Annotated in this window: 29 protein-coding genes; 16 read left to right on the forward strand and 13 right to left on the reverse strand. The window is 71.4% G+C overall.

The features are described from left to right. Nucleotides 1-24: 24 nt before the first annotated feature. Together ACW9J6_RS00400 and ACW9J6_RS00405 are read right to left on the reverse strand one after the other, a co-directional pair. Nucleotides 25-1,476 carry an FAD-binding oxidoreductase gene (locus ACW9J6_RS00400; RefSeq protein ID WP_457114439.1) on the reverse strand — a complete coding sequence of 484 codons (1,452 nt, stop codon included), beginning with the start codon at nt 1,474-1,476 and terminating at the stop codon, nt 25-27. Between the two features lie 144 nt (nt 1,477-1,620). Beyond that, the gene (locus tag ACW9J6_RS00405; protein WP_457114440.1) at nt 1,621-2,388 is read right to left on the reverse strand and encodes a FadR/GntR family transcriptional regulator; all 768 of its coding nucleotides are present in this window, start codon (nt 2,386-2,388) and stop codon (nt 1,621-1,623) included. Between the two features lie 198 nt (nt 2,389-2,586). On the opposite strand from ACW9J6_RS00405, the gene ACW9J6_RS00410 reads away from it, so the two are divergent. From ACW9J6_RS00410 to ACW9J6_RS00420, 3 genes are all read left to right on the forward strand, one after another. Then, a complete protein-coding gene (locus ACW9J6_RS00410; RefSeq protein WP_457114441.1) occupies nt 2,587-3,489 on the forward strand; it encodes a 2-dehydropantoate 2-reductase in 903 nt (300 codons plus the stop codon). A gap of 113 nt (nt 3,490-3,602) precedes the next feature. Beyond that, a complete protein-coding gene (locus tag ACW9J6_RS00415; RefSeq protein ID WP_457114442.1) occupies nt 3,603-5,003 on the forward strand; it encodes a TAXI family TRAP transporter solute-binding subunit in 1,401 nt (466 codons plus the stop codon). 33 nt (nt 5,004-5,036) lie between these two features. Then, nucleotides 5,037-5,204 carry a hypothetical protein gene (locus ACW9J6_RS00420; RefSeq protein ID WP_457114443.1) on the forward strand — a complete coding sequence of 56 codons (168 nt, stop codon included), beginning with the start codon at nt 5,037-5,039 and terminating at the stop codon, nt 5,202-5,204. A gap of 54 nt (nt 5,205-5,258) precedes the next feature. Here the strand turns inward: ACW9J6_RS00420 and ACW9J6_RS00425 are convergent, their stop codons facing one another. After that, nucleotides 5,259-6,059, reverse strand: a complete 801-nt coding sequence (locus tag ACW9J6_RS00425; RefSeq protein ID WP_457114444.1) for a pentapeptide repeat-containing protein — start codon at nt 6,057-6,059, stop codon at nt 5,259-5,261. Between the two features lie 236 nt (nt 6,060-6,295). On the opposite strand from ACW9J6_RS00425, the gene ACW9J6_RS00430 reads away from it, so the two are divergent. Continuing rightward, nucleotides 6,296-6,889 carry a histidine phosphatase family protein gene (locus ACW9J6_RS00430; protein ID WP_457114445.1) on the forward strand — a complete coding sequence of 198 codons (594 nt, stop codon included), beginning with the start codon at nt 6,296-6,298 and terminating at the stop codon, nt 6,887-6,889. 41 nt (nt 6,890-6,930) lie between these two features. On the opposite strand, the gene ACW9J6_RS00435 is transcribed toward ACW9J6_RS00430, so the two are convergent. Together ACW9J6_RS00435 and ACW9J6_RS00440 are read right to left on the reverse strand one after the other, a co-directional pair. Continuing rightward, nucleotides 6,931-8,121 carry an MFS transporter gene (locus tag ACW9J6_RS00435; RefSeq protein WP_457114446.1) on the reverse strand — a complete coding sequence of 397 codons (1,191 nt, stop codon included), beginning with the start codon at nt 8,119-8,121 and terminating at the stop codon, nt 6,931-6,933. A gap of 49 nt (nt 8,122-8,170) precedes the next feature. Then, a complete protein-coding gene (locus tag ACW9J6_RS00440) occupies nt 8,171-8,788 on the reverse strand; it encodes a TetR/AcrR family transcriptional regulator (RefSeq protein ID WP_457114447.1) in 618 nt (205 codons plus the stop codon). A 938-nt stretch (nt 8,789-9,726) separates the two neighbouring features. Here ACW9J6_RS00440 and ACW9J6_RS00445 point away from each other — a divergent pair. The 8 genes from ACW9J6_RS00445 to ACW9J6_RS00480 all read left to right on the forward strand — a co-directional run bounded on the left by ACW9J6_RS00445 (nt 9,727) and on the right by ACW9J6_RS00480 (nt 18,158). After that, complete coding sequence (locus tag ACW9J6_RS00445) at nt 9,727-10,956, forward strand: CaiB/BaiF CoA transferase family protein (protein WP_457114448.1); 1,230 nt, start codon at nt 9,727-9,729, stop codon at nt 10,954-10,956. Then, nucleotides 10,953-12,086 (forward strand): CaiB/BaiF CoA transferase family protein, encoded by a 1,134-nt coding sequence (locus tag ACW9J6_RS00450; RefSeq protein ID WP_457114449.1) that lies wholly within the window; start codon nt 10,953-10,955, stop codon nt 12,084-12,086. Before ACW9J6_RS00445 ends, ACW9J6_RS00450 begins: the two co-directional genes overlap by 4 nt. 40 nt (nt 12,087-12,126) lie before the next feature. Then, on the forward strand, nt 12,127-12,930 hold the full coding sequence (locus ACW9J6_RS00455) for an alpha/beta fold hydrolase (protein WP_457114450.1): 804 nt from the start codon (nt 12,127-12,129) through the stop codon (nt 12,928-12,930). Nucleotides 12,931-12,993: 63 nt separating this feature from the next. Next, nucleotides 12,994-14,376: an MFS transporter gene (locus ACW9J6_RS00460; protein WP_457114451.1), complete on the forward strand. Its 1,383-nt coding sequence runs from the start codon at nt 12,994-12,996 to the stop codon at nt 14,374-14,376. A gap of 313 nt (nt 14,377-14,689) precedes the next feature. Beyond that, nucleotides 14,690-15,382 carry a cysteine hydrolase family protein gene (locus ACW9J6_RS00465; RefSeq protein WP_457114452.1) on the forward strand — a complete coding sequence of 231 codons (693 nt, stop codon included), beginning with the start codon at nt 14,690-14,692 and terminating at the stop codon, nt 15,380-15,382. 14 nt (nt 15,383-15,396) lie between these two features. Further along, on the forward strand, nt 15,397-16,638 hold the full coding sequence (locus ACW9J6_RS00470) for a CaiB/BaiF CoA transferase family protein (protein WP_457114453.1): 1,242 nt from the start codon (nt 15,397-15,399) through the stop codon (nt 16,636-16,638). Further along, complete coding sequence (locus ACW9J6_RS00475) at nt 16,635-17,561, forward strand: hydroxymethylglutaryl-CoA lyase (RefSeq protein WP_457114454.1); 927 nt, start codon at nt 16,635-16,637, stop codon at nt 17,559-17,561. Before ACW9J6_RS00470 ends, ACW9J6_RS00475 begins: the two co-directional genes overlap by 4 nt. Before the next feature lie 30 nt (nt 17,562-17,591). Then, on the forward strand, nt 17,592-18,158 hold the full coding sequence (locus tag ACW9J6_RS00480) for an isochorismatase family protein (RefSeq protein WP_457114455.1): 567 nt from the start codon (nt 17,592-17,594) through the stop codon (nt 18,156-18,158). Nucleotides 18,159-18,422: 264 nt separating this feature from the next. On the opposite strand, the gene ACW9J6_RS00485 is transcribed toward ACW9J6_RS00480, so the two are convergent. Continuing rightward, nucleotides 18,423-18,578, reverse strand: a complete 156-nt coding sequence (locus ACW9J6_RS00485) for a hypothetical protein (RefSeq protein WP_457114456.1) — start codon at nt 18,576-18,578, stop codon at nt 18,423-18,425. 196 nt (nt 18,579-18,774) lie between these two features. Between ACW9J6_RS00485 and ACW9J6_RS00490 the strand changes: the two genes are divergently transcribed. Beyond that, nucleotides 18,775-19,401 carry a hypothetical protein gene (locus ACW9J6_RS00490; RefSeq protein WP_457114457.1) on the forward strand — a complete coding sequence of 209 codons (627 nt, stop codon included), beginning with the start codon at nt 18,775-18,777 and terminating at the stop codon, nt 19,399-19,401. A gap of 14 nt (nt 19,402-19,415) precedes the next feature. Here the strand turns inward: ACW9J6_RS00490 and ACW9J6_RS00495 are convergent, their stop codons facing one another. The 6 genes from ACW9J6_RS00495 to ACW9J6_RS00520 all read right to left on the reverse strand — a co-directional run bounded on the left by ACW9J6_RS00495 (nt 19,416) and on the right by ACW9J6_RS00520 (nt 24,504). Next, on the reverse strand, nt 19,416-19,829 hold the full coding sequence (locus ACW9J6_RS00495; RefSeq protein ID WP_457114458.1) for a hypothetical protein: 414 nt from the start codon (nt 19,827-19,829) through the stop codon (nt 19,416-19,418). A 25-nt stretch (nt 19,830-19,854) separates the two neighbouring features. Beyond that, complete coding sequence (locus ACW9J6_RS00500; protein ID WP_457114459.1) at nt 19,855-20,010, reverse strand: hypothetical protein; 156 nt, start codon at nt 20,008-20,010, stop codon at nt 19,855-19,857. A gap of 246 nt (nt 20,011-20,256) precedes the next feature. Then, nucleotides 20,257-22,443, reverse strand: a complete 2,187-nt coding sequence (locus tag ACW9J6_RS00505; protein WP_457114460.1) for a peptidase domain-containing ABC transporter — start codon at nt 22,441-22,443, stop codon at nt 20,257-20,259. Beyond that, nucleotides 22,440-23,687, reverse strand: coding sequence for an HlyD family secretion protein (locus ACW9J6_RS00510; RefSeq protein WP_457114461.1), 1,248 nt, complete (start codon nt 23,685-23,687; stop codon nt 22,440-22,442). The genes ACW9J6_RS00505 and ACW9J6_RS00510 overlap by 4 nt, the downstream gene beginning before the upstream one ends. Before the next feature lie 191 nt (nt 23,688-23,878). After that, nucleotides 23,879-24,292, reverse strand: a complete 414-nt coding sequence (locus tag ACW9J6_RS00515; protein WP_457114462.1) for a hypothetical protein — start codon at nt 24,290-24,292, stop codon at nt 23,879-23,881. A 20-nt stretch (nt 24,293-24,312) separates the two neighbouring features. Beyond that, nucleotides 24,313-24,504 (reverse strand): hypothetical protein, encoded by a 192-nt coding sequence (locus ACW9J6_RS00520; protein WP_457114463.1) that lies wholly within the window; start codon nt 24,502-24,504, stop codon nt 24,313-24,315. Nucleotides 24,505-24,885: 381 nt separating this feature from the next. Between ACW9J6_RS00520 and ACW9J6_RS00525 the strand changes: the two genes are divergently transcribed. Together ACW9J6_RS00525 and ACW9J6_RS00530 are read left to right on the forward strand one after the other, a co-directional pair. Further along, the gene (locus tag ACW9J6_RS00525; RefSeq protein ID WP_457114464.1) at nt 24,886-25,071 is read left to right on the forward strand and encodes a hypothetical protein; all 186 of its coding nucleotides are present in this window, start codon (nt 24,886-24,888) and stop codon (nt 25,069-25,071) included. 128 nt (nt 25,072-25,199) lie between these two features. Further along, nucleotides 25,200-25,376, forward strand: a complete 177-nt coding sequence (locus ACW9J6_RS00530; RefSeq protein ID WP_457114465.1) for a hypothetical protein — start codon at nt 25,200-25,202, stop codon at nt 25,374-25,376. Between the two features lie 110 nt (nt 25,377-25,486). Here the strand turns inward: ACW9J6_RS00530 and ACW9J6_RS00535 are convergent, their stop codons facing one another. Next, entirely contained in the window at nt 25,487-25,750 is a 264-nt protein-coding gene (locus ACW9J6_RS00535; protein WP_457114466.1) for a hypothetical protein, read from the reverse strand. A gap of 252 nt (nt 25,751-26,002) precedes the next feature. Between ACW9J6_RS00535 and ACW9J6_RS00540 the strand changes: the two genes are divergently transcribed. Then, nucleotides 26,003-26,626 carry a translation initiation factor IF-2 gene (locus ACW9J6_RS00540; RefSeq protein WP_457114467.1) on the forward strand — a complete coding sequence of 208 codons (624 nt, stop codon included), beginning with the start codon at nt 26,003-26,005 and terminating at the stop codon, nt 26,624-26,626.

Consider the following 26,626-nt stretch of genomic DNA (forward strand, 5'->3'; position numbering starts at 1 on the left):
GGGCGTTCCTCTCTGCTGTCGTGGTCAGCGACGCGGCGCGGGCTCCAGCACCTTGCCGGGGTTCATCAGGCCCAGTGGGTCGAGCACGCCCTTGATCGCCCGCATCAGGTCGAGTTCCAGCGGGTCCGTGACGCGGGCGAGCCGGCCGCGGTTGGACTGGCCGATGCCGTGCTCGGCGCTGATCGCGCCGTTCTGGGCCTTGGTCTCGTCGTCGACCGCCTCGTTGATCAGGCGCACGAGGCGCTCCGCCTCGGCCGGGTCGGCCGCGCGGGCGGGGTCGATCAGCGCGATGACGTGCAGGTTGCCGTCGCCGATATGCCCGTGCATCACCACCCGGGCGTGCGGCACCGCCGCCAGGATGCGGCGCTCGACGCCCTCCGCGAAGGCGGCTTGGCGGTCGAGGGGCACGGCGCTGTCGTGCGAGACGACGAAGCCCGAGCGCTTGTTGCCCTCCGAGACGCTGTGGCGGACCTTCCAGATCGCCCGCGCCTGGGCCTCGCTCGAAGCGATCAGCGCGTCCGCGACGAGGCCGCGCTCCAGCGCGAGGGCGAGGGCCGCCTCGAGCGGCCCGCGCAGGTCGATCCCGGCCAGCGTGTCGGTGAGCTCGACGATGAGGTACCAGGGCGCGTCGAGGGGGAAGGGGATCGGGGTGTCCGGCACCGTCGCGGCGATGGCCTCGACCTGGCCGCGCGACAGGATCTCCAGGCTGCCGATGCGGTCGCCGACCTCGCCGCGCAGGAGGCCCATCAGGGCGATCGCCTCGCCCACCCCCTGCAGCATCACGAGGGCGAGGGAGGAGGCGCGGGGCCGCGCGAACAGCTTCAGCACCGCCGCCGTCACGATGCCGAGCGTGCCCTCGGCGCCGATGAAGAGCTGCTTGAGGTCGTAGCCGGTGTTGTCCTTGCGCAGAGCCCGCAATCCGTCGAAGACCCGCCCGTCCGGCAGCACCGCCTCGATCCCGAGCACAAGTTCGCGCATCGGCCCGTAGCGCAGCACGGCCGTCCCGCCGGCATTGGTGCCGATGGTCCCGCCGATCCGGCAGCTGCCCTCGGCGCCGAGGCTCAGGGGAAAGAGGCGGTCGGCCGTCTCGGCGGCGGCCTGAACCTCGGCGAGCACGCAGCCCGCCTCCACGGTGATCGTGTTGGCGAGGGGGCTCAGCGCCCGGATGCGCCGCATCCGGTCGAGCCGCACGATCACGGCCGGCCCGTCGCCGCTCGGGATCGCGGCCCCGCAGAGGCCGGTATTGCCGCCCTGGGGCACGATGGCGACGCCGCGCTCGCTTGACAACTTGACAACCTGGGCGACCTCCTCGGTCGAGCCCGGGCGCGCCACCGCAAGGGCCTCGCCCCGGTAGCGGCCGCGCCAGTCGACGGTGTAGGGCTCCAGGTCGTCGCCGGTCCCCGCCCCCGGCCGGAGGACGTTCGCGGGCCCGAGGAGCGCGACCAGCCGCTCCGTCAGCGCGTCGTCTCCGCTCATGGGCCTCCTCCCCTGCGGGCCTGCGACAGGCTCCGGATTTGTTGTAAACTTGTATTCGGCGTAAGCGAGCGGGAGTGGGTTGTCAAGCGGCCGGGACGGCGCCGGCGGCGGGATCGGCCGGCGGCGGCCCGATCCCGGGGAGGATCAGAGCGACAGGTCGAGGAGGCGGCCCTCGAACAGGCGGTCGCGGGAGGCCGTGATGTGGCGGCGCATCCGCGCGCGGGCCGCCTCCGGGTCGCCGTCCCGGACCGCCGCGAAGAGGGAGCGGTGCTCGTCGAAGACGCCCTGGAGGCCGGAATTGGGCCCGAGCAGCGCGAGGCCGTGGATCTTCATGCCGACCGCGACGTGGGCCTGCAGGGCCTGCAGGGAGGCCGAGTAGTAGTGGTTGTTTGCCGCCTCCGCGACGGCGAGGTGGAAAGCGAAGTCGGCGTCGTCGCGGTGCTGGTGCTGGCGCGTCGCCGTGTTCATGAGGTCGAGGGCCTCGGCGATGCGCGCGAGGGCGGCCGCATCGCGCCGCGCGGCCGCGTAGGCGGCGGCCTCGGGCTCGATCGTGAGGCGGAACTCGTAGCAGCGCTGGATGTCGGCGATGCTCTCCACCGGGGCGTAGCCGAGGGCGGGCGCGCGGCCGCGCCCCCGCACGAAGCTGCCGGCGCCCTGGCGCGAGACGATCAGGTCCTCGCGCCGCAGGCGCTCCAGGGCGGAGCGCACGATCGGGCGCGAGACCCCGAACCGCGCCGCCAGCTCGTTCTCGCTCGGCAGCTTCCGGTTCTCCGCGTAGGTCCCGCCCGCGATCTCCGCGGCGAGGGCTTGGTAGACGCTCTCGGCGAGGCCGGACGGACGCGCCGACGCACCCGCCTGCCCCGGTGCGTCCATCGCCGCGTCCTCTCTCCCGTCCCGCGCATCCAGGTCCATGATCTCCTCGCTCGCGCCGGTCCTTGCCCTGACAAGTATGCCCGTTCCGGCCCCGGCGGCGCAAGCTTGTCAAAGGTTGTAAAGTGGGCGGCGGGCCGCGCGCCGCCGCGAGAGGGGGCGGCATGGCGACGGATGGCGCGACGCGGGAGCCTGCGGGCTGTAAAGGCAGGGGTGCAGACGACGCGCGAAGGAGCGGACATGACGGAGCCGAGCGGGATCGCCATCATCGGCAGCGGCGGCATCGGGGGCTACATCGCCGGGGCCCTGGCCCGGGCCGGGCACCGGCCGACCCTGTGCGTGCGCACGGGATTCGACCGGCTGGAGGTGACGGAGGGCGGCGAGACCCGCGTGGTCGACGTGCCGGTCGCCACCGATCCGGACGCGGTCGGCCCGGTGCGCTGGGTGCTGCTCACCACCAAGGCGCAGGACATCCCGGGCGCGGCGCCCTGGCTGGCGCGGCTCTGCGGGCCCGGCACGATCGTGGCGGTGATCCAGAACGGCGTCGACCACGTCCGCCGCGCGGCCCCGCACCTGCCCCCGGGGGCGATCCTCCTGCCGACGATCATCTACTGCGCGGTCGAGCGCACGGCGCCGGGCCGCATCGTCCATCACGGCGCCGCGCGCATGCACGTGCCCGCGGACGCGGCCGGCGCCGCCTTCGCGGACCTCTTCGCCGGCACGGGCTTCGAGATCGTGCGGGAGCCGGATTTCGTCACCACCGCGTGGCGCAAGCTCCTCAGCAACGCCGTGGCCAACGGCATCACCGCGCTCACCCTGCGCCGCATGACGGTGTTTCGGGAGCCCGCCGTGCAGGCGCTCGCCCGCGACCTGATGGCGGAGGTGGTGGCGGTGGCCCGCGCGGAGGGCGCGCGGATCACGCCGGAGGATGGCGAGCGCATCCTCGACGGCTACGCCCGCATGGGCAGCGGCGGCTCCTCGATGCTCTACGACCGTCTGGCGGGGCGCCCGCTGGAGCACGATTACATCTCGGGCGCCGTGGTCGAGGCGGCGGAGCGCCACGGCATCGCCGTGCCGCTGAACCGGGCCCTGCTCGCCCTGCTCGGCGGGGCGAGCGGCCATCCGCTCGACGGGAGCCGCTGAGCGGCGTGGCGGGGATCCGCGCGGGGGGCTCGCGGGAGCGTGACCACCGCGCGTGAACCGAAGGCCGACCTCTGCGTCATCCTTCGGGCAACCCCGCGCCGCGATGGCCGACCATGATGAACTGGCTCTTCCGGCGCGAGACGCTGCTCCTCGCGGTGGCCCTCCTCCTCGCCGTGGGCGCCGGCATCGGCTTCTACGCCACGCAGGCCACCGTGCTGACCATCGCGGTCGCGCCCCGCGACGGCACCGAGCCCGAACTGATCCGCGCCTTCGCGCAGGCGCTGCATGAGGGGCGCGAACCCATCCGCCTCAAGACCGTCTCCTACGAGGACGTCACCGAGAGCGCCGCCGCCCTCCAGGACGGGCGGGTCGACCTCGCGGTGGTCCGCCCGGACGTCATGCTGCCCCGCAACGGGCTGACGCTCGCCATCCTGCGCGGACAGGCGATGCTGGTGGTGTCGCCGGAGGGCTCCCGCATCAATACCTTCCCGGATCTCGCCCGCAAGCGCCTCGGGATCCCGGCGCACAAGCAGGCGGATTTCCAGCTCCTGAAGAGCATCCTCGCCTATTACGGGCTGGCGCTGCTCACGGAGCGGCCCGCGCGGCCCCTCGCCGCCTCCGAGGTCCTGCTCGTCCCGGTGGCGCAGGACGACGTCCCGGCGGCCTTCCGGGACAAGCGCATCGACGCCGTGGTGAGCATCATCGCGCCGAGCGCCCCCAAGGCGATCGGCCTCGTCCAGGCCGTGCAGTCCCTGAACCGGAGCGGGAAGGTGCAGTTCGTCGCCCTCGACGACAGCGACGCGCTCATCGAGCGTTTCCCGCGCCTCCAGGCGGTGACGGTGCCGGGCGGCCTGTTCTCGGGCCACCCGAAGGTGCCGGAGGACGACCTCAAGACCATCGGTGCCTCCTACCGGCTGGTCGCGCGGGCCTCCCTCAGCCGCAGCCTCGCGGCCGAGGTCACGCAGCGCCTGTTCGAGCTCCGCACCGCCATCGCGGAATCGACCGAGGCCGCCGACTACGTGGAGGCGCCCGCCTACGAGACGACGGCCGCGGCGACGAGCGCGCGGGTGCCGATCCACCCCGGCGCGATCGACTATTTCGAGCGGGAGCAGCGCGGCTTCGTCGACCGCTACGGCGACCTGATCTATCTCGCCGGCTTCGTTCTCGGCGGCCTGGGCTCGGCCGTCGCGTGGCTGCGCCAGCGCATGGCGCGGCTGCGGCGGGAGCCGGTCGACGAGGCGATCGAGCGGCTGCTCGCCATCGTCGCGGAGGCGCCCGACGCGGAGGCGGCCGCCCTCGACGGGCTGCTCGCGGAGGCGGACGCCCTCGCCGCCGAGGTGGTCCGCACCAGCCGCGCGCAGGAGACCGACGGCCGGACGCTGAGCGCGGTCGACCTCGCCATGGACGCCGCGCGCTCCGCCATCGCGGCCCGCCGCCGCGCCATCGAGGGGGCCGGACGGTCGCCCGAGCGTGCCCTGCCGCGGCTGGCGACGCGCGGCACGGATCGGGAGTAGGCTTTGGGCGACGCCATCCCGGGAGGAGAGAGCATGCAGGAGACCGACCAGCCGCCGCTTCCACCGGCCAGCGAGGAGGCCGGGCTGCGCACGCCCCCGAATCCGGGCCGTCCGCCGCCGCCGAAGCTGCCGCCTCCCGAAACGGAACCGGAGGGCGGCGATGCGGCGGCGGGGGAGGGGGCCGCGACGCCGGGCACGTGACCGGCGCGGGAGCCCGCCATCAGCTCCGGGGGGAGCCGCACTCCCACCCGGCGTTCACTCCGCCGCGCGGGTGATCGCCCGGTCGGCATTGACCCGGGCGTCCCAGTCCTTGGCCCGGTCCTGCCCCTTGAGGGCCATGAGGCGCGCGCCGCTGACGTCGACGTTCCGGAAGTCGGCCCCGGCGACGGTGGCCCCGGTCAGGTTGGCGCCCGACAGGTCGCTGCCCATCAGCACCGCGCCGGTGAGGTCGGCCTCCGTGAGGTCGGCGAAGTCCAGGCGCGCCCGCCCGAGGTCGGCGCCGGTCAGGTTCGCGCCCCGGAGATTCACCGAGACGAACACCGCCCGCATCAGCCCCATCGATTGATTCCGGATGTCGGCGCCGCCCTTGAGGCCGATGAGCGTCGCCCCGCTCATGTCGGCGCCCTTGAAGTCGCCGATGGGCTGCGAGCGGCTGAGATCGGCCCCGCGGAGCTTGGCGTCGCGGGCGATGATCCCGAACATCCGGGCCTCGGCGAGCTTGGCCCCGCTGAGGTCCGCCTTGAGGAGCCAGGCCTGTTCGAGGTTGGCGCCGGTGAGGTCGGCGCCGCGCAGGTTCGCGCCGTTGAGCCGCGCCAAGCGCAGGTTCGCGCCACGCAGGTTCAGCCCGGACAGGTCGAGGCCGGAGAGGGACCTGTCCGACAGGTCGAGCGGCGTACCGGCGGAGGCGGCGATCCGCGCCTCGACGTCGGCCCGGCTCATCTCGGCCCTGGTCATCATCGGCGAGGTCATGTCGGCGCCCAGCAGCATGTCCTGCTCGGCCATGGCCGGCCCCGCGAGCAGGGCGGCGGAGATCAGCAGCGGAAGCAGGCGGCGCATGGGTCCTCCCATCGGGTCCCGGGGCATTCCCCGCGGTGACGGCGCGCCGGTGCCGGCGCGCGCTCGACGATGCGGCCTTCGCGGCGATGAAGGGAATGCGGCAAAACGGAAGGCGGCCGGAACCTGCTTCGTCCCGCCCGAAGATCTTGGACGCCATGGCGTCCGCTGCGGCAGCCGGATAATCCCTGGTGTTGGTCGCCCGCCTCTGCGCGCCGCCACAGCGAACCGGAGTCCCGATGTCCTTCCTCTCCGTTCTGATCGCCCGCCACGCCGAGAAGCCCAACGGCGCCTTCCCGGGCCCCGGCCTCACGCCGGAGGGAGAGGAGGACAAGAAGTCGCTCGTCATCCGCGGCTGGCAGCGGACCGGCGCCTGGGCTGCCCTGTTCGGCTCAGGGCTCGGAGGGCCGGACTACCCGCGGCCGCAACTCGTCTACGCCGCCAAGCCCGAGCCGATCGACGAAGGGGCGAAGTTCAGCCACCGGCCCTACGAGACCGCCCTCCCGACCGCCGCGCGCCTCCACCTCCCGGTCATCGCGACCTGGGGCGTGGGCCAGGAGCGCGAACTGGTGGACGCGGTGCTGCGGCTGACCGGGACGGTCCTGATCTTCTGGGAGCACAAGGCGATTCCGGCGGCGATCATCCCCGCCCTGCTGGGTGCGCAGACCCTGCCCGGGGTGCCGGTCGACTGGGACGGCGACCGCTTCGACGTGGTGCTGCGGTTCGACCGCGCGCTCCCGACGGCGCCGTGGTCCTATCGTCAGCTCTCGCCGCTGCTGCTGGACGGCGACAGCGACCGTCCGGTCGGGCGCGTGGCCGGGACGGAGCCGTAGCGCGGCGCCGTGAAGCCGGCCGGCATCCGGATCGCGCGCGCTCATTCCGACGCTGCGTAAAGCAGGGCCGCGACGGGAAGCGCGACCCCGATCCACGAAGCGAGCGGCCAACCGCCCCGCGCATAGGCCCAGCCTCCAACCGCCGATCCGATGGCGCCGCCGAGGAAGAAGGTCGCCATGTAGAGGCCGTTGAGGCGGCTCCGAAACTCGGCGCCGAGGACGAAGATCGCCCTCTGGCCCAGTGTCACATTGGCGGACACACCGAAGTCGAGGACGATTGCGGCGATGACCAGCAATCCGAGCGACAGCATCGAACCGAGCGGCGCGAGTTTCGTCATCAGGAAGGCGCCTGCCACGGCCAGCATCGCGCACGCGGTGGCAAGCCGTGTCCAGCCATGATCGGCAACGCGCCCCGCGATCGGAGCCGCGACGGCGCCGGCGACGCCCGCGAGGGCAAACAGCGCGATCCCGCCTTGTGACAAACGGAACGCCGGACCGGCCAGCAGCAACGGTGTGGTCGTCCAGAACAGGCTGAACGCTGCGAACAGGCAGGCATGATAGAGCGCGCGCCGTCGCAGGATCGGCGTCGTTGCGGCGAGGTGCGCCATCGACGCCAGCAATTCGCCGTAGCGGAGCTTCGACCTCGGCACCCGCGCCGGCAGCGCCCGCGAGAGCACCAGCGCCAGCGCGATCATCGCCGCCGCCGAGGCGAGAAACACGACGTGCCACGACGACACTTCGGCGATGAAGCCGGAAACCGGGCGGGCCAGCATGATCCCCAGCATGAGACCGCTCATCACATTGCCGACGACGCGCCCCCGCACGGACTCCGGCGCCATATGGGCGGCGTAGGGAACGAGCACCTGGACGGCGACCGAGCCGAGGCCGATCAGGAGCGAAGCGAGCAGGAACGGAGCCGCGCTCGGCGACAGTGCCGCCCCGAGAAGGCCGAGGGCGGCGATGCCGATCATCACGAGCGCCAGCTTGCGGTTCTCGACGAGATCGCCGAGCGGCACGACGAGCAGCAACCCGGCTCCATAGCCGATCTGCGTCAGGGTGACGACGAGGCCCGCGGCCTGGGGCGACAGCCCGAGCGCGGCGCTGATCGGGCCGGCCAGGGGTTGAGCATAGTAGATGTTGGCCGCGATGAGCCCGCAGGCTGCGGCAAGCAGGGAGGTCATCCCGGCGGAAACGGCGCGCGGGTGCGGGAGATGGTCGGCGGCGGTCGTCATGGCGGCCCTCGGAATAAGGAATCAATCGTTTTCTATTTCGACAAATCGATCAGGCGAGCGTGCGCATCGCGACCTCCACGACGGCCGCCATCTCCGCGCGGGTGCGCCCCGTCTTGCCGATGACCCGCATGCCCTGAAGCAGACAGAGCATCAGCCGGGCCGTCGCCGCGCTGTCGATCCCGGCCGGTATCGAGCCGTCCGAACGGCCTTGCTCGATCAGCGCCGCCATCAGGGCTTCATTGCGGTCGAAGGACGCTTCGACGCGCTGGGCGACCTCGTCGTCGAAGATCGCGAGTTCCGCCGCACTGCCGACGACGAGGCAGCCCTGCACGCCGTCCGCGCCGTGGGACGATTCCACGTAGAAGGTGAGCGCGTTGCGAACACGCTCGAGCCCGGTCGTGCCGCGCTCGATCGCGCGGGCGAGTTTCTCGTTGCGCACCGCCTTGTTCCGGTCGAAGGCGGCGAGGAAGACCGCGCGCTTGTCCTTGAAGGCCTTGTAGAGGCTGCCCTGGGTCAGCTCCATCGCATCGGTCAGGTCCCCGATCGACGTGGCATGATAGCCACGCTCACTGAACACCCGGACCGCCTTGTCGAGCGCTTCGTCGATGTCGAACTCGCGCGGGCGGCCCGGACCACGGGAGGTGGAGGATGGTGATGCACGGGACATGGTCCTTGATAGAAAACGATCGTTTTCAAATCAAGCCGTTTTCAGGGGCCCGATCCCTGACGCCTCCCTGACTGTCATCGCACAGACCCGTCGTTGAGCGAGGCCCGACGGTTCCAGTGAACGTGCCGCTGGCGCTCACGGCCATCTCGCCGCCGATGTCTCGCAAAGCGTTGTCCTTGCTGCGAGATTTGTAACACCCCCTCTCGGACGTCATCACGTTTCGGGGCGTGCGCATGCCCTCTCCCCGCGTGCGGCAAGAGGAGAAACCCGCGCTTCCTCCGGCGAAGGTGACGATGTGTGCCCGCGCGGGAGGGAGGTATCTCGCGCCAGGATTGAAGTGGTGGCATCGCGGACACAAAGACTTCGCGGCAAACCGGAAGACGATTGTATCCACAATGGACGATCAGGCTGGAGACGATCTGATGGTGCAGCGGGCCCTGGCGGATCAGACCAGGCGACACCCGCGTCTGTCCAATCTCCCATTTCCCGGACGACTGCAGCGATAGCGGAAGGAGATCCGGAAACCAGCACAAGAATCTGCCGCGTAGCGGCCCCGATTTCCCGCAACGGTGTTGAGAAGCGGTCGCTTCTGGGGGGCTTGCGCTGGTTTCCCGGCCGCATTCCGCTGTCGCTGCATGCGCGCAGGTCCGGAACGGACCCGAAAAGGGGTGATGCAAACCCCCGCAAGCCATCTGACCGGCCCGCAATTTGGTTTCCTTTGAGCAGGAAGGGCGGCCCTGCTTCGTCATCGCTCCATGCTCTGGGGAGATGGAGCCTTCAGAAAACCCGGTGCGGTTCGCCCGACCGCCCCGGTCAGCCCGATCGCGCGGCGGTCGATCTCGCCCGTCGCACCAGAGCGGGCCGCCGAGTCCCCGATTGACAACGTCCATCCCGGAATGCAACTTTGTCCGGACATACAAACAAAACGGAGGAACAGCGTGCCCGACGCCCGAACCCGGCCCGTGGATCCGGATCACCCGGCGCGTCCGCAGCCGGCCGCCGCGCGCCTCCTCGACGGGCTGCGCGTCCTCACCTTCGAGCAGTTCGGGGCCGGTCCCTACGGGTCGATGTTCCTGGCGGATCTCGGCGCCGAGGTGATCAAGGTCGAGAACCCGGCCGTCGGCGGCGATGCCTCCCGGGCCATGGGACCCCACCTCCTCGGCGAGGGCGACAGCCAGTACTTCCAGACCTTCAACCTCAACAAGAGGAGCGTCGCCCTCGACATCAAGACGCCCGAGGGCCGCGCGGCCTTCCTGGGCCTCGTCGCGACGGCCGACGCCGTGGTCAACAACCTGCGCGGCGACCAGCCCGAGAAGCTCGGGATCGACTTCGCGAGCCTGCGGGAGGCCAATCCCGGAATCGTCTGCCTGCACATCTCGGCCTACGGCCGGGACAACAGCCGCCGGGCCTGGCCGGGCTACGACTTCCTGATGCAGGCCGAGGCCGGGCTGATGAGCCTCACCGGCGAGCCGGACGGGCCGCCCGCCCGCATGGGCGTGTCGATGATCGACTTCATGACCGGCATGACCGGCGTCACCGGCCTCCTCGCCGCCGTGATCCGCGCGCGCGCCACCGGGCGGGGCTGCGACGTGGACACCTGCCTGTTCGACGTCGCCCTGCACCAGCTCACCTATCCGGGGACCTGGCACCTCAACGAGGGCGAGGTGCCTCCGCGGCTGCCCCGCGGCTCGCACCTCGCCCGCACGCCGGTCCAGACCCTGCGCACCGCCGACGGCTGGATCTTCGTCGGCTGCATGATGGACAAGTTCTGGGACGCGCTCATCGCCGGGATCGGCCGGCCCGACCTCGCCGCCGACCCGCGTTTCGCCACCGCCGCCGCCCGCCGCGACAACCGCGACGCCCTCACGGCCGCGCTCGACGCGGTGTTCACGACCCGGCCGACGACGGCCTGGCTTGACCTCCTCTCCGGGCGGCTGCCGGTCGCCCCGGTCCACGACGTCGCCGAGGCCCTGGCCAACCCCTTCGTGGCCGAGACCGGGATGATCGCCCGGGTCGACCACCCGGCCCGGCCCGGTCTCCGCGTCCTCGCCAACCCCCTGCGGATCGACGGACAGCGGCCCGCCCAGGCCGCGTGCAGCGCGCTCGGCGCCGACACGGACGCGGTCCTGGAAACCGTCGCCGCGCCCCTGTCGGAGACCGTCGCATGAAGCTCGAAGGCCTCAAGGTCGTCGACCTCTCCGTCTTCCTCCCCGGGCCCTACCTCACCATGGTGCTGGCCGACCATGGCGCCGAGGTGATCAAGGTGGAGCCTCCCGGCGAGGGCGATCCCGGGCGGGCCATCGGCCCGGCGGACGGGCCCTCGACGGTGTTCTTCCGCAACGTCAACCGGGGCAAGCGCAGCGTCGTCCTCGACCTGAAGGCGGAATCCGGCCGCGAGGCGCTGCTGCGCCTGTGCGAGGAGGCGGACGTCTTCGTCGAGACCTTCCGCCCCGGCGTGGTCGACCGCCTCGGCGTCGGCTACGAGGCCGTGCGGCGGCGCAATCCGGGCATCGTCTACTGCGCGATCAGCGCCTTCGGCCAGACCGGCCCCTACGCGCAGAAGCCCGCCCACGACCTCGCCACGGAGGCGCTCGCCGGGACGCTCGGCATCACGCTCGGCCAGGACGACGCGCCGGCCATGCCGGGCCTCCCGGCCGCCGACATGCTGGCCTCGCTCCACGCGCTCTCGGGCGTCCTGATGGCGCTGCTGCGCCGCCAGACCACCGGGCGGGGCGACTACGTCGACGTCTCCATGCACGAGAGCGTGCTCGCCTCGATGCCGAACGTGCTGGGGCCGGCCCTCGCCGAGGGGCGCCACCCGGTCCCCAAGCACGAGCGCAGCATGGGCGGCTCGGCCTTCTACCAGATCTACGAGACGAAGGATCGCCGCCACGTCGTGCTCGGCGGCCAGGAGATCAAGTTCGTCCGCACCCTGCTCGGCCGGCTCGACCGCCTCGACCTCGTGCCCCTGTGCGAGGCCGGTCCGGGCCCCCACCAGGCGCCGCTGATCGCCGTCCTGCGCGACGTGTTCCGGACCCGGACCCAGGCCGAGTGGGTCGCGTGGTTTCACGACCTCGACGTCTGCTTCGCCCCGGTCAAGACCCTGCCGGAGGCGCTCGACGATCCCCACGCGCGGGCCCGCGGCATGATCCTCACCGATGCCGAGGGCCGCCGGCACGTGGCGCCGGCGGTGCGCTTCCGCGAGGAGCCGCCCCGGCCGCGCCTGCGCGAACCGCGCCTCGGCGAGCACGGCGCCGCGATCCTTGCGGCGATTCCGGCCGCGGATCCGGTGGCCTGACCCTCCCTCCCGACCCCCAGACCCTCAACGGACGAGCCCCATGCCGAGCGCGCGGATCAACGGACACCGGATGCACTACGAGGTCCACGGCACGGGCGATCCCGTGATCCTGTCGGGCGGCTGGGGCACCTTCTGCCACGGCGAGCAGCGCCACCTGCCGCAGGGCCTCACCGACCGCTACAGCGTGGTGATCTTCGACCACCGTGGCATCGGCGAGTCCGACGACGACCTCGCGGTGCCGGCCACCACCGCCCTCTACGCCGACGACGTGATGGGGCTCGCGAGCCATCTCGGCATCGAGCGCGCCCACCTCGTCGGGCTGATCGGGATGGGCGCCTGCATCATGCAGGAGGTGGCGATCCGCAAGCCCTCCCTCGCCCGCTCCATGGTCAATACCGGGGCCTGGATCTCGGTCGACCGCTTCCTCGGCGACCAGCTGCGGATGCTGCTCTCCGCCCACGCGGAGTTCGGCTTCCTGCCCTTCCAGACGATCGTCTCGCTGCTCTCCTTCGAGCCGGACTACTACGCCCGCAACGCCGACCGCCTGCTCGGCGAGACGGGCGTCTGGAGCGAGCTCAACGGGCGGGTGGGCGCGCATGCCCGCTTCATCGACGCCTGCGTCGCCCACGACGCCCGCGACCGCGCCGGAGCCATCCGGGCGCCGACCCTCGTCCAGCACGCCGGCCTCGACCAGGTCACGGGGCCGCGCACCACCCGGCCGATCGAGGAGGCCATCCCCAACGCCGAGGGGCTGGACATGCCCAACGCCGCCCACGTCATCGCCGGCTCCAAGCGCAAGGCGGAGTTTGCCGACGCGCTCCTCGGTTTCCTCGCCCGCCACTGAGGCCGCCGCCCGCCCCCGACAAACGACGGCCACGAACGGCCGCGCTCCCTGGAGGAAACCCCAATGGCCGACATCGTCAATGCGGGGGCGCGGCTCGACCGTCTCCCGATCTCCCGCTTCCACAAGCGGATGCTGCTGCTGATCGCGGCCGGGGGCTTCGTCGACGCCTTCGACGTCTACCTCGCCAGCAGCGTCATGGCCGCCCTGGTCAAGGACGGTTTCGCCGACCTCGCCCAGGGGGCGATGTTCGTCTCGGCCGGCTTCTTCGGCATGCTGATCGGGGCGGCGACCTCCGGCTATCTCGGCGACCGCTTCGGCCGCCGCTTCTCCTACCAGACGAACCTCGCGATCTTCGGGCTCGCCTCCCTGGCGGCCTGCTTCGCGCCGAACATCGCGGCCCTGACCCTCTGCCGCTTCGTGATGGGGATCGGGCTCGGCGCCGAACTCGTCGTGGCGGCCGGCACCCTGTGCGAGTTCATCCCGCCCTCGCATCGCGGGCGCTGGGGCGCGCTGCTCGGCATGCTGATCAATATCGGCCTGCCCTCCGCCAACGCCGCCGGCTACTTCCTGATCCCGGCCTTCAGCTGGCGGATCATGTTCCTGCTCGCCGGCGTCGGCGCGCTGGCGGTCTGGATCCTGCGCAAGCAGATGCCGGAATCGCCCCGCTGGCTGGAATCCCGGGGACGCCTCGCCGAGGCCGAGGCGACGCTCGCCCGGATAGAGGCCGAGGTCGCGGCCGAGACCGGGGCCCTGCCGCCCGTCGCAGCGACCCGCGACCTGCGCCAGCCCGACGTGCCGATGCGCGCGCTCTTCGCGCCGGGCCTCATCGGCCGCACCATCGTGGCGGCGCTCTCGCACATCGCGGTCAACGTCTCGGTCTACGGGATGATCGCCTGGATCCCGACCTTCATGGTCAAGCAGGGCCTGTCGGTGGTGCAGTCGCTCGGCTTCACCACGCTGATGACGGTGGGCGGCCCGTTCGGGGCGCTCGTCGGCTTCCTTGTCGCCGACCGGCTGCCGCGCAAGGCCTCGATGGCGGGCGTCTGCGCGGTGATCGGCCTGTTCGCCCTGCTCTACCCGCAGGTGACCGAGCCGGCCGCCGTCACGGCGGTCGGGTTCGGGCTGGTGAGCGCGATCTACTTCCTGGTCGCGATCTCGTTCTACTCCTACGGGCCGGAGCTCTTCCCCACGGCCCTGCGCCTGCGCGGCGGCGGCCTCGCCAATGCCTGCGGGCGCCTCGCCTCGATCGGCATGCCCTACGCGGTGGTGGCCTTGTTCACCGCCTTCGGGGTCGGGGGTGTGGTCGGGATGGTGGTGAGCGTGCTCGCGCTGCTCGCGATCGGCGTCCTGCTGCTGCCCGTCGAGATGCGGGCGACCTCCCTGGAGGAGGCCGAGCGGGAGGGCGACGCGCCAATCCCGGCCCTGGTGCCGAGCAAGGTCGTTTGAGATCTCACGGGGGAACGGATCATGGCGGATGCAACACGTGACGCCCGCCCTGATTCCGTCCCTCCCCTTTTCCGGACGACGGCAGCGCCAGCGGGAGGAGATCCGGAAACCAGCAAATGAATCGCCGCGCAGCCGCTCCGAATGCCAACAACGTTGCTGAAAAGCAGCCGCTTCGCGGAGTCTTGCGCTGGTTTCCGGATCTCCTTCCGCTGGCGCTGCCGTCGTCCGGAAAAGGGGGGCTTGGATCGAAGCAAGAGCCACCCTGATCCCGAACATCGATTTCATTCGAGACATCCCCTTCGAGGAGCCCGCCATGCATCCGTCCTACGTCGACCTCTTCACCCGCAAGGTCGCCATCGATCCCCGCCGCACCGCCCTCGTGCCGGTGGACCTGCAATACGCCTCCGGCAGCCGCGACCACGGGCTCGGCGCCCTGCTCGCCCGGGAGGGGCGCCTGCACGAGGCCGCCTACCGGTTCGACCGCATCGACCAGGTGGTGGTGCCGAACACCCGCCGCCTGCTGGACGGCTTCCGCCAGGCCGGCGCCCGGATCGTCCACGTCACCCTCGGCTGCGAGACGCCCGACTTCTCGGACGCGCCGCCCAGCACCGCGGCCTTCTTCCGGGCGACCAACAACACGGTGGGGACCCGCGAGCACGAGATCGTCGACGCCGTGAAGCCGCTGCCGGGCGAGCTCGTCATCAACAAGCGCACCCAGGGCGCCTTCGCGTCGACCGGCATCGAGGCGGTGCTGCGCGCGCTCGGCATCGAGACCATCGTGGTCACCGGCGTCTCGACCAACAACTGCGTCGAGACCACGGCCCGCGAGGCCTCGGACCGCGGCTTCGGGGTGGTGATGGTCTCGGACGCCACCGGCACCTGCAGCGAGATCATGCAGGAGACGACCCTGCGCGGCTTCTCGCGCCTGTGGGGCCGCATCGCCGACACCGCGGAGGTGCTGCGCGCGATCGGCGGCGCCGAGGTCGCGCCGCGCGCGGCCGCGTGAGGGGAGGGGAGACCATGACCGACCGCGCGACGGGCCAGGGCCCGCTCTCCGACCTGCGGGTGATCGAGATGGGCCAGCTGCTCGCCGGCCCCTTCTGCGGCCAGCTCCTCGCCGATTTCGGCGCGGAGGTGATCAAGATCGAGCCGCCGGGCGTCGGCGACCCGATGCGCCAGTGGGGCCAGAAGGATGCCGGCACCGCCCTGTGGTGGCCGGTGGTGGCGCGCAACAAGAAGTCGGTGGAGATCGACGCCCGCGACCCCGACGGCCAGGCGCTGATCCGCGACCTCGTCGCGCGGGCCGACGTGCTGGTCGAGAATTTCCGGCCCGGCACGATGGAGCGCTGGGGCCTCGGCTACGAGGCGCTCGCCGCCCTCAACCCGCGCCTCGTGATGATCCGCGTCTCCGGCTTCGGCCAGACCGGTCCCTACGCGCAGAAGGCCGGCTACGGCTCGATCGGCGAGGCGATGGGTGGGATGCGCTACGTGGTGGGTGACCCCTCGACGCCGCCCTCGCGCAGCGGCATCTCGATCGGCGACACGCTGGCGGCGACCTTCGCGTGCCTCGGCGGCATGATGGCGCTCCATGCGCGCGAGCGCCTCGGCCGGGGGCAGGTGGTCGACAGCGCGATCTACGAGGCGGTGCTCGCCGTGATGGAGAGCCTGATCACGGATTACGACCGCACCGGCTACGTCCGCGAGCGCACCGGCGCGATCCTGCCGCGGATCGCGCCCTCGAACGTCTACCCGACCCGGGACGGGATCTTCGTGCTGATCGCCGCCAACATGGACAGCGTCTTCCGGCGCCTCGCCGCCGCGATGGGCCGCCGGGACCTCGCGGACGACCCGCGCTTCGCCACGCACACGGCCCGGGGCGAGAACCAGCAGGAGCTCGACGGGCTGATCGCTGCCTGGACCGGGGCACTCGGCCGCGAGGAGCTCGGCCGCCTCCTCGACGAACACGGCGTGCCGCGCGGGGACATCTACCGGGCGCCCGAGATGCTGGAGGACGCCCACTTCAAGGCCCGGCAGGCGATCGTCGAGGTACTCCACCCGGTGCTCGGAACGGTCAAGATGCAGAACGTCGCCCCGCGCCTCTCCGAGACGCCGGGCGCGGTGCGCAGCCCGGGTCCGGACCTCGGCCAGCACAACGGCGAGGTGCTGGGCGGGCTTCTCGGCCTCGACTCCGCCCGGATCGAGGCGCTGCAGACCCGGCGGGTGATCGGTCCGGTGGCGCGGGACGCGCGGAGCGCCGCGTGAGTGCGCCCGCGCTCCCCGCCCGGGCGACCCTGGTCGAGGTCGGCCCCCGGGACGGACTCCAGAACGAGGCCCGGCCGGTCTCGACCGCCGACAAGCTCGCGCTGATCGGGCGGCTCGTGGCGGCCGGGCACACGCGGATCGAGGCGACGAGCTTCGTGCATCCGGGGCGCGTGCCGCAGATGGCGGATGCGGAGGCCGTGATGGCGGGCGTGCCGCGCGCGCCCGGCGTCATCTACGCAGGCCTCGTCCTCAACCCCCGCGGCGCCGAGCGGGCGGTGGCGGCGGGCTGCGACGAGATCGGCGCGGCGATCGTCGCCACCGAGACCTTCAGCCGCCGCAACCAGGGCCGCTCCGTCGCCGACACCCTTGCGGATTGGCAGCGGATCGCCGGGATCGCCCGCGGGGCGGGCAAGCGGCTGACCGTGACGATCGCGGCGGCGTTCGGCTGCCCCTTCGAGGGACGGGTCGATCCCGCGCGCGTCGTCGCCCTGGCGGAGGCGGCGCTGGCGGCCGAGCCCGACGAGATCGCGCTGGCCGACACGATCGGCGTGGCGGTCCCGACGCAGGTGCTCGACCTGTTCGGGCGCCTGCGGGCGCGAAGCGGCGCGGTTCCGCTGCGGGCGCATTTCCACAACACCCGCAACACCGGCTACGCCAACGCGTTCGCGGCGCTGATGGCGGGCGTGACCATCCTCGACGCCAGCGCGGGCGGCATCGGCGGCTGCCCCTTCGCGCCGGGTGCCACCGGAAACGTGGCCACGGAGGATCTCGTTTACCTCCTCGACGGTCTCGGGGTGACCACGGGCGTCGACGGTCCCGCCGTCGCGGCTCTCGGTCCCTGGCTCGAGGAACGGCTCGGGCACCCGGTCCCGGCCCAACTCGGCCGGGCGGGTTTCTCCGGGGTCGTTTCCCCGGCCGCCTGAGGCCGTCCCACCGTGGAGATCCCCATCCCGATGCCCCAGCTCGCTCCCGGCGACGTCGCCGTTCTCTTCGCCGACCTTCAGGACAGCATCGTCGGCCACAGCGCCACGACCGAGGAGGCGGCCCTGCGCCGCTCCGCCTCGGCGCTCGCGGGCGTTGCCCGCGACCTGCGCCTCCCCGCCTTCGCCTCCGTGGTGCCGTTCGGGACCGACGATCCCCGGCCGATCGCCGAGATCACGGCCGTCCTGCCGGACATCCCGGTCCTCAAGCGCGGCGGTCCCGCGGTCTTCGCCCACGCCCCGAGCCGCGAGGCCCTGCTCGGCAGCGGCCGGCGCGTCCTGGCGATCGCCGGCGTGGCGAGCGAGGTCGTGGTGCTGCACGCCGCGCTCGCGGCCCGGGCGGCGGGCCTCGACGTCCACGTGCTCCTCGATGCGAGCGGCGGCTTCTCGGCCCGCACCGAGGCGGCCGCCCTGCGGGAGATCGAGGCCGCGGGCGGAGTCACCAGCTCGGTGGCGAGCTTCGCCACGCGCTTCGCCGACACGTTCGACACGCCCGAGGGCCAGGCCGCCATGGCGGCGCTGCAGCGGCTGATGGGGTGAGAGCGGGGGGAGCGCCCGAACCCTCCCAAGAAGTGGGATTGCCCACCGATCCGGGGCAATCCCACTCGCCACATCAAGTTCGAACCGGTGTCTCACAATCCACGGGCGGTCCACTCACCCGCACCACGCTTTGGGTGCAGTTCCCGACGATGGCCACGCCGCCGCCGGACCCGGCCTGTGCCTCGCGCGGAAAGGTCGAGGGGCCGGGCGGGCCGCGGGAGCCGACGGCGACGCGGGACTCGAGCAGCCGCACGGTCGCCGCCTCTACGCGGTGTTCGGGAGGCCGGTGTGAGTCACCGGCACGACGTCGATGCCGGTGCTCGGGGCACCGCCGGTGACGAGCCGGGTCTCCGCCTCGGAGAGAACGCGAAGCGCGCCGCGGTTTCGTGGGGCGCGCTTGGTGGGCTTGAGGATCGACATCGTTCTCTCCGGTTTGGTCGCCGGTCGGCGCCGTGTTGAAGCGAATATTCTATCCGCCGGACGGCCGGTCATCTGTGTATCGGGGCACGCCCGGCCGGCGCGATTGGCGCGCAGGACGACAGGTTCTATGATGGCGCGACCCCGTGGGCCGGGTCGGATCGGGTGAGCCGGATGGGCGGGGCTCGCGGGGGTGGCCATGAGGCTAGCGATCGGGATCCTGCTCGGCGCGTCGCCGACGCTGCTCGGGACCGGCCCGGCGCGTGCGGCCGACGATTTCCCGACCTTCGACCAGAGCACCTACTGTGCCACCGCTGTCACGGGGCACACTGACGCCGAGAAGGCCGCTAAGATCTCGGACTGTAAGAATTACGAAGCGTCCAGCAAGGTCTGGCTCGCTAAAATCTGGCCCAGCATCCCGGTCGCGGTTAAGGCCACCTGCAGCAAGCAGATGAAGTCTCTCAGCGAGGGATCCTACTTCATCCTAACGGTCTGTCTGGCCTCAGGCATTTCGGGATATCTGAAAAGGTCGGCGCTGAAGATCTCGGACGACTTTCCGCAGTATGAACCGAGCAAGTACTGTGGGCTGTCGGTCGTGGGTGTCGAGGGACCCTCGCGCGGCGTCATCCTGGAGAGCTGCATCGCCAACGAGACCGAGAGCAAGCGGAAGCTATCGGTCGTCTGGAACGACGTGCCGCCGGACATCAAGCTCGTGTGCGGCAAGCAGATGGCGACGTTCCAGGACGGGTCCTACTTCCTGATGTCGGTCTGCGTCGTCAGCGAAGTGGCCCGGCGCTGGCTCGACAATGGGGGGATCATCAACTGAGGACAGCGGCGTGGTCAGCGCGGCGCGGCGATGCGCTTCTCCTCCTCGGTCGCGTCCGGCTTGTCGGTGGCGATCTGGGGACAGCGCAAGCAGGCCTCCCGGCCCTCCTGCAGGAACCAGCGGCAGGTTGCCCGGATCTGGCAGAGGGGCAGGTCGTCGACGACCGGCGCCAGCGACGCCACGATGCGCGTCGCGAGGGTGCACGTGCCGTTGAAGTGCTGGCAGGCGGATTTGGCGCAGGGCGCGGCGATCCGGAACAGCTGCGTGGGTTTCGCCTCGCCGGCGAGGGCGAGGAGATCCTGGGTCGGCGCGAGGGTTTCCGTCAGGTAGCCGACCCGCCGCTCCTCGGAGGGCCCGGTCATGACGCCGTAGATGCGGCTGGAACGCCCGCTGGGCTGGGCGCTGGGGCAGTCGACGCGTGTGCTCATGGCCAGGCCTCCGGGGAAGCGGGTTTCAGACGCGGACGACGGGCTCCACCGGGATCCGGCCGGTCGTCGTGCCACCGGACCCGCCCCGCAGGACCGTTCCGGCCGCGACCTGCGCGATCTGGTCGGGGGTGAGGGTGAGGGGGGCCGACAGCGGCTTCTTCGCGGGCTTCTCTGACGACATGGGATTCTCCTTGGTCGGGCCCGGCGGCGGGATGCGATCGGGCCCGGGGGCACCGCGCCGTCCGGCGGGGCCGGGAGCCGCCGGAGCCCCAACACTCTGCGCCGAGGCGGGGGGCGGCGCCGTGCGGCGACGCACGGGCGCGGATGCCCCGCACGGGGTGTCGGGCGGCGGTCCCGCACCGCGCGGGATGCGCGCCCATCCGGACATGCGCGGCCGTGGAAGGCGGCCCGCCGAGCCGACCCCGCTTCAGCGGGCGAAGCTGTCGGGCGCCCCGCCCCCCCCGTGGTCGCGGCTCGCGGAGGACACCAGCACGGGCGGATGGCGGACCGCGCCCTCCTCGCGCAGGCCCGCGGCGTCCATCACCAGGCGGCGGGAGGCGGAAGCGATCGTCTCTGGCCGGTGCGCGATGATCACCCGGGTGAGCCCCAGCTCCTGCACGGCGGTCGAGACGCGGGCCTCCATCGCCGGATCGAGGTTCGAGGTCCCCTCATCCATGAACAGGATGCGCGGGTTGCGGTAGAGCGCCCGCGCCAGGAGCACTCGCTGGCGCTGCCCGCCCGACAGCGAGGAGCCCATGTCGCCGATCAGACTGTTGTAGCCCATCGGCATCGCCACGATGTCCTCGTGGATGCCCGCCAGGGTGGCGCAGCGCACCATCTGCTCGACGTTCTGCCGCTCGTCGAAGAAGCAGATGTTGTCCGCGATGGTGCCCGACAGCAGGTGGTCGTCCTGCATCACGACCCCGATCGCCTCCCGGTACGCCTCGTGCCCGAGCTGGGGGAGCGGGATCCCGTCGATCAGGACCTCGCCCTCGGTCGGCTCCAGCAGTCCGAGCATGATCTTCATCAGGGTGGTCTTGCCCCCGCCGGAGGGGCCGGTCAGGGCCACGTACTCGCCCGCCGCGATCCGAAACGAGATCCCCTCGAACACGAAGGGCTCGCCCTGCGCATAGCGGAACCCGACGTCGCGGACCTCGATCTCGCCGACGATCTCGCGCCCGATGTGGAGGCTGCGCGGGGCGGTGCGCTCCGGCTCGGCGACCACGATGTCGGCGAGCCGGTCGAGATAGAGGTCGAGCATCTTGAACTCGATCGCGTTCTCGACCAGGGCGGACGCCTTCTCGACGAATTGCTGCTTGTAGGCGACGAACGCGAACAGCATGCCCACCGTGATCCGCTCGTCGAGCACGGCGTGGGCGCCGAGGTAGACCACCGCGATGGTTTCCAGTCCGAAGATGAAGCCGTTGAGGGCGTGGAACGTCTTGCGCAGAGCGTGGATGCTGGTGTCGGCGCGGACCATCTCGGCGTAGCGGTTCATCCAGACCGCGCCGCGCTCGGCCTGACGGTTGAACAGTTTGATGCTCTGGATAGCCCGCACCGTCTCGACGAAGGCGGTGCCCTCGCCGGCCCGGGCGACCATCAGCTCGAGGGCGACGTGGCGCATGCGGTGGTAGAAGACCGTCCGCAGGATCACGTAGAGGCCGAGGGCCACCAGCACCACCAGGCTCAGCGCGGGCGAGTAGAGCAGGATCATGACAAGCGTCAGGACCGCCATGCTCCCGTCGATCAGCGCGGTGATCAGGCCCTCGGCCAGGAGTTGGCGGATCGGCTCGGTGGCGTTGAAGCGCGAGACGAGGTCGCCGACGTGGCGCTTCTCGAAGTAGCCGAGCGGCAGGCGCAGCAGGTGCCGGAACAGCCCGGCACCCATCTGGAAGGCGAGCGTGCTCTGAACCCCCGCCATGATCCGCACCCGCAGGAGGGCAGCGCCCGTGTTGACGAGGAGGAACAGGGCGAAGCCGAGGGCGAGCGTCAGGACGAGGTCGCGGTCGTTGGTGGCGATCGCGTCGTCCACCGCGATCTGCATCAGGAAGGGGCTGGCCAGCACGTAGAGCTGGAGGATGCCGGAGAGCGCCAGGATCTGGAGCGCCGCCTGGCGCAGGCCGCTCAGCGGGCCGAACAGGGTGGCGAGCGTCAGGGTCCGGACGGGCGGAGGCGGCGGGCTGTCGAGCCCGGGGGTGAGTTCGAGCGCGACGCCGGTGAAGTGCTTGGACGTCTCCGCCATCGTCAGCCGGGTCGGGCCGGCGCCCGGATCGTGGATCGTGACTGTCCCGCGGGACACCTTCTTCAGCACCACGAAGTGCGCCATGTCCCAGTGCAGGATTGCGGGCGTCTGCAGCTCGTCGAGCTGGTCGAGGTCGAGCCGCAGCGGTCGGCTGGCGAAGCCGATCTTCTCGGCGGTCTCGATCAGGGTCTTGAGCGTCATCCCCTTCAGCGAGACGGGGTACTGGTGCCGCAGGGTGTTGAGGCCCACGGCCCGCCGGTGGAAGGCCGAGACCATCGCCAGGCAGGCCAGGCCGCATTCCGCCGCTTCGGACTGGCGCAGGTCGGGCAGCTGCCGGCCCCCGGAGAAGATCTCCGCGAGGATGCCGATCACGCGCGCCTCCAGGCGGCCCGGATTGGGTCGAGCACCCAGTCGACGAGGCTGCGGCGGTCCAGGATGACCTCGGCGTCGAGCTGCATGTCGGCCTGCAGCGGGATCTGCCGGCCGTAGGCCAGGATGGTCTGGCGCGGCAGCGCCACGCTCACCCGGTAGGCTGGCCCCCGCAGGGTCGCCGGGCCCACCATCTCCTCGGGCTTGAGCAGGGTGTAGGACACCGACTCGATCCGGCCCCGTGCGAATCCGAACTGCCGCGCCGGAAAGCTGGCATAGCTCAGGTTGACGCTCTGACCCGGGGACACGAACCCGATCGCGCGGGCCGGGACGAAGATCTCGGCGGTCAGGACGTCGCCCTCGGGCACGATTGACATCTGCGGGTGGACCGTGTCGGCGACCTTGCCGATCCAGGCCTGCAGCGCCGAGATGCGCCCGCGCTTGGCGGCCGTGATCAGGTAGGCGCGTTGGCCCTCGGTCTGGCGGATGCGGGTGTCGATGTCGCTGATCTGCGCCTCGAGCTGGCGGATCTGCCGCTCGCTGTCGATCGGCTGCTGCGCCAGGGCGCTGCGCCGCTGACCGAGTTCCCGCTGCTTCTCAGCGATGGTCCGCACCAGGGTGAGTTCGGCCTGCTGGGCAGCCAGGTAGGCATCCTGCCGGCGGCCGTACTCGAGTTGCGAGACCGTCCCTTTCCGGACGAGCTCGGCGATCGAGTCGACCTGGTCGTGCGCGATGGCGGTGCGGGCCGCCTGGACGCCGCGCTCGCGCTCGAAGGCGACAAGTTCGCCGCCCAGGCCGCTGATGTCGGTGCTCAACCGGTTGATCTCGGCGGCCATGCGCCGCCGCTCCAGCCCGATCTGATCCTCGAGGTGCTCGCGCTGCTCGCGCAAGTTGGCGAGCACGGCCGTGTCGATGCCGCCGCCGTGCTCGCCGCTCTGCTCGACCGTGACGGTGAGGAGCGGCGCGTCCTTCTCGACCACCTGGCCTTCCTCAACGTGGACCGCCGTGATGGTTCCCGGCCGGGAGGCCACCACGGCGGCCACGCCCAGGCGGGGCGCGAGGTAGCCGGAAGCGTGCTCCTTGCGCGCGTAGGAGCCCGTGGCCACGAAGGTGACGAGCCCGACCGTGCAGAGGACCAGAAAGGCGGTCACCAGGGTGAGGGGCAGCGGCACCGCCAGCGTGACGGCGCCCCAGATCTTCGCCCGCTGGTGGTCGATCGCCTCCTGGCGGAAGAGCGGGGTCGTCACGGCCCGCCCCGGGCAGCCGGGGGAGGGCCGGGCGCGCGCCGACCGACCCCCCTGGCCGGGCAGCGGCCACCCGCGGGCCACGCGCGCACCCGGACCGCCTCCCTGCGGGGCGGCCGGTCGCGGCGTTGCGGCGCGTCAGGATGCATCGAAGACCCGGTGAGAATCGTCTGGCGGCGCGGCCGGATCGCGCGTCACGCCACGGCTGCGATACGGCGCTCCGTCTCGGTCGCGTCGACCTTGTCCGTCGCGACCTGGGGGCAGCGCGTGCAGGCTGCGTCCCCCTCCTGAAGGTGCCATCGGCAGGTCGCCCGGATCTGACATGCCGGCAGACCGTCCACGACCGGCTCGAGGCCCGCGACGATCCGGCGGGCCAGAGTGCAGCTGCCGTCGAAGTGGGCACAGGCCCCCTGCGCGCAAGGGGCCGCGATCCTGAACAGTTGCGTCGGCTTGGCGTCGCCGGCCAGCGCGAGAAGGTCGGGGTTCGGCCGCAGGGTTTCGGTCAGGTAGCCCACGCGCTGGTCGCCCGCGGGCCCCGTCATCACCCCGTAAACGCGGGCGCCGCGCGTGCCCGCCTGGGCGGACGGGCAATCGATCGCCTCGCGCATGGCCGTCCCTCCGACAGACGTCACGACACCGTGGACTTTTCCGACTTCACGATCCCCGTCGTGGTCGTCGAGCCGGATTTCTGCGCGGATCCGCCGGCCACGGTGGCGACTTGGTCGGGCGTCAGGCTCACCGGCTTGCGGCCGGGCTTGATCGAGCCGGCTTCGGCGCCAGGACCACCGGTCGCACTCTTGTCCGCTGGTGTCTTGATCATGGCTCCGAACTCCTTCGCAGGGACGATCGGCCGGCGGAGTTGAAGATCGCGCCGCCGCGAGAAATCGCATACAGTAGCTAGCAAATCGCTTCATGAGTCAAGCAGCGGCCCGGCCTGAACTCCGTATCGGTCGAGGAATTCGCTTGTTGCCGGAATAGACCGATTGCTCGCAATTCATAGGTGCGGCGGATTGGAGGTTTCGACGCAGGTTGCGGCGTGGATCTGACTTCGGCGTGGCGTTTAGCTTTGCCGTTCACCGCGGCGGTGCCGGTCATCGCTGTCATCGTTGCGGTTGCCACGTGTGAGACACCGCACATTCATGCCTGATTTTGCCGCGTAAAACTGTAAGCGTTGACTCCGATACTAGAAAGGATGCTGACCATGACCTTCTTCCTGAACAAGTCCAAGTGTTCCACCAAGACCCTCCGCGCCCTGTCGCGTGCCGAGGTGTCGGCGATCTCGGGGGGCGACAAGGCTTCCGACACGCTGTCCTGTGTCTCCCGCTGCGGCAATGAGACGACTCGGGCCGGCACCCTCGCCTGCCTGGAGAAGTGCTCGTCGAAGTGAGGATCCGGGCCGTGCCCGCTCATGCCGCGTGATCGCCCTTTATTCCGGGACCGCCCCGGCGGGCGAGGATCGCGCGACCCCACTGACCATGAACCCACTCAAGACTCAGTCAAACGACGGAGATGACAATGCTTGCGATGCTGAAGTCGAACAAGAAGTCCCGCCCGGCCCTCGCGCTGGCGCCGCTGCCGGCAGACCAGCTCGACCTGGTGAGCGGAGGGGACAAGGGCGGGGAATGCCACTACGATTCCCGCGGGACCCTGGTATGCTCGGGAGCCGAGATCAAGGGTTCCGTGAAGAAGTGAGATCCAGCGCGGCAGGATCTCGTGCCCATGATCCTGCCGCGCCGATCCTCGGCGGAGGAGAGCCGCCCCTCGGTACAGACGATTGCTTGACACTCGCCCTGAATCGGCGACTAATTGAAGCCGATCGTCCGCATATTCGCGCCCAGAACGGTACGCGTGCAGACCATCCATTTGAAGGATGCTTGGGTCATGGCCAAGTCTGATTCCGCTCGCGCGTCCTCGGCCGCCCCGACGGCCGACCAGACCCCAACGGCCGATCCCGCCCGCAGGCCGGTGACCCTGAGGCCCGACGAGGTCGCCGCCGTCGCGGGCGGTTCGGCTCCCACATCCGGATCCACCACCACGACGGGCCGCACAGCGTCGGTGAAGTCCACGGCATCATGACGCCGGGCTGGAACCGGCGGCCGCAGGGTCCGACGATCCGAATGGCGGTTCGTCGCGCGCGAGGCGGGCGTGTCGCAAACCCGGTCACTCCGCCGGCGGCCGGGTGGGGCTCGCGAACACTCATGCCCGGCCGCCACGCACCGATCATCGAGTGCGTCCGAGCACGTCGTCCCGGCCCTCCTCGTGCGATGGAGGCTTCGTCTTGAAGGGCGAAGCGCCCGTAGCGGACAAGGGAGGCCACGATGATCAAACGCTCGCTCGCCACCGCTGCGGTCTTCAGTGTAGGACTGGCGTCCGTCGCCCACGCCGGCCTCATCATGTCCCCCTCCGTGTCTGCGGCCCCGGGCGTGGCCCTCGTGCAGCCGGCCCCGATGGCGGCCCAGACAGCACCCGTGCGGTCCGCCACGCGCTATGCCGAGGTCAGGACCCTCGCCCCCCTGACGCAGACCGACGCCAGCGAGCGGCCCGCGCCCCGGGTGATTGACCTGCCCAGGGCCGACACCTCGAGCCAGAGCTACGTGACCGCGCCGAGACCCGCCCTGATCTCCATCCAACCTCAGCAGCTGGCGCAGGCCGCGCCGGCGCCCGAGGTGCAGCCCGCCATCAGCGAAGCGGTGCCCGCTCCCGCTCCGGCCCCCGCGCCGAGCCGGGTTGAGGCCCCGCGCCGTGAGGTAGTTCAGGCGCCGCCGACCGTGCGCAATCCGGTCCGGCCCGTCGGCCGCCGCAGCGCGCAGTGGAAGGGGGGCGGGGGCTCCACCTGGAAGACCGGGAAGAACGCCTACGGCTTCGAGGGCAAGTTCGGCGGCTGCCACTTCTCCGGGCTGAGCGGGCCGCACGGCTTCAAGCTCGACCGCGCCTGCCGATAG

It is taken from the genome of Methylobacterium sp. JK268, from assembly GCF_054052225.1.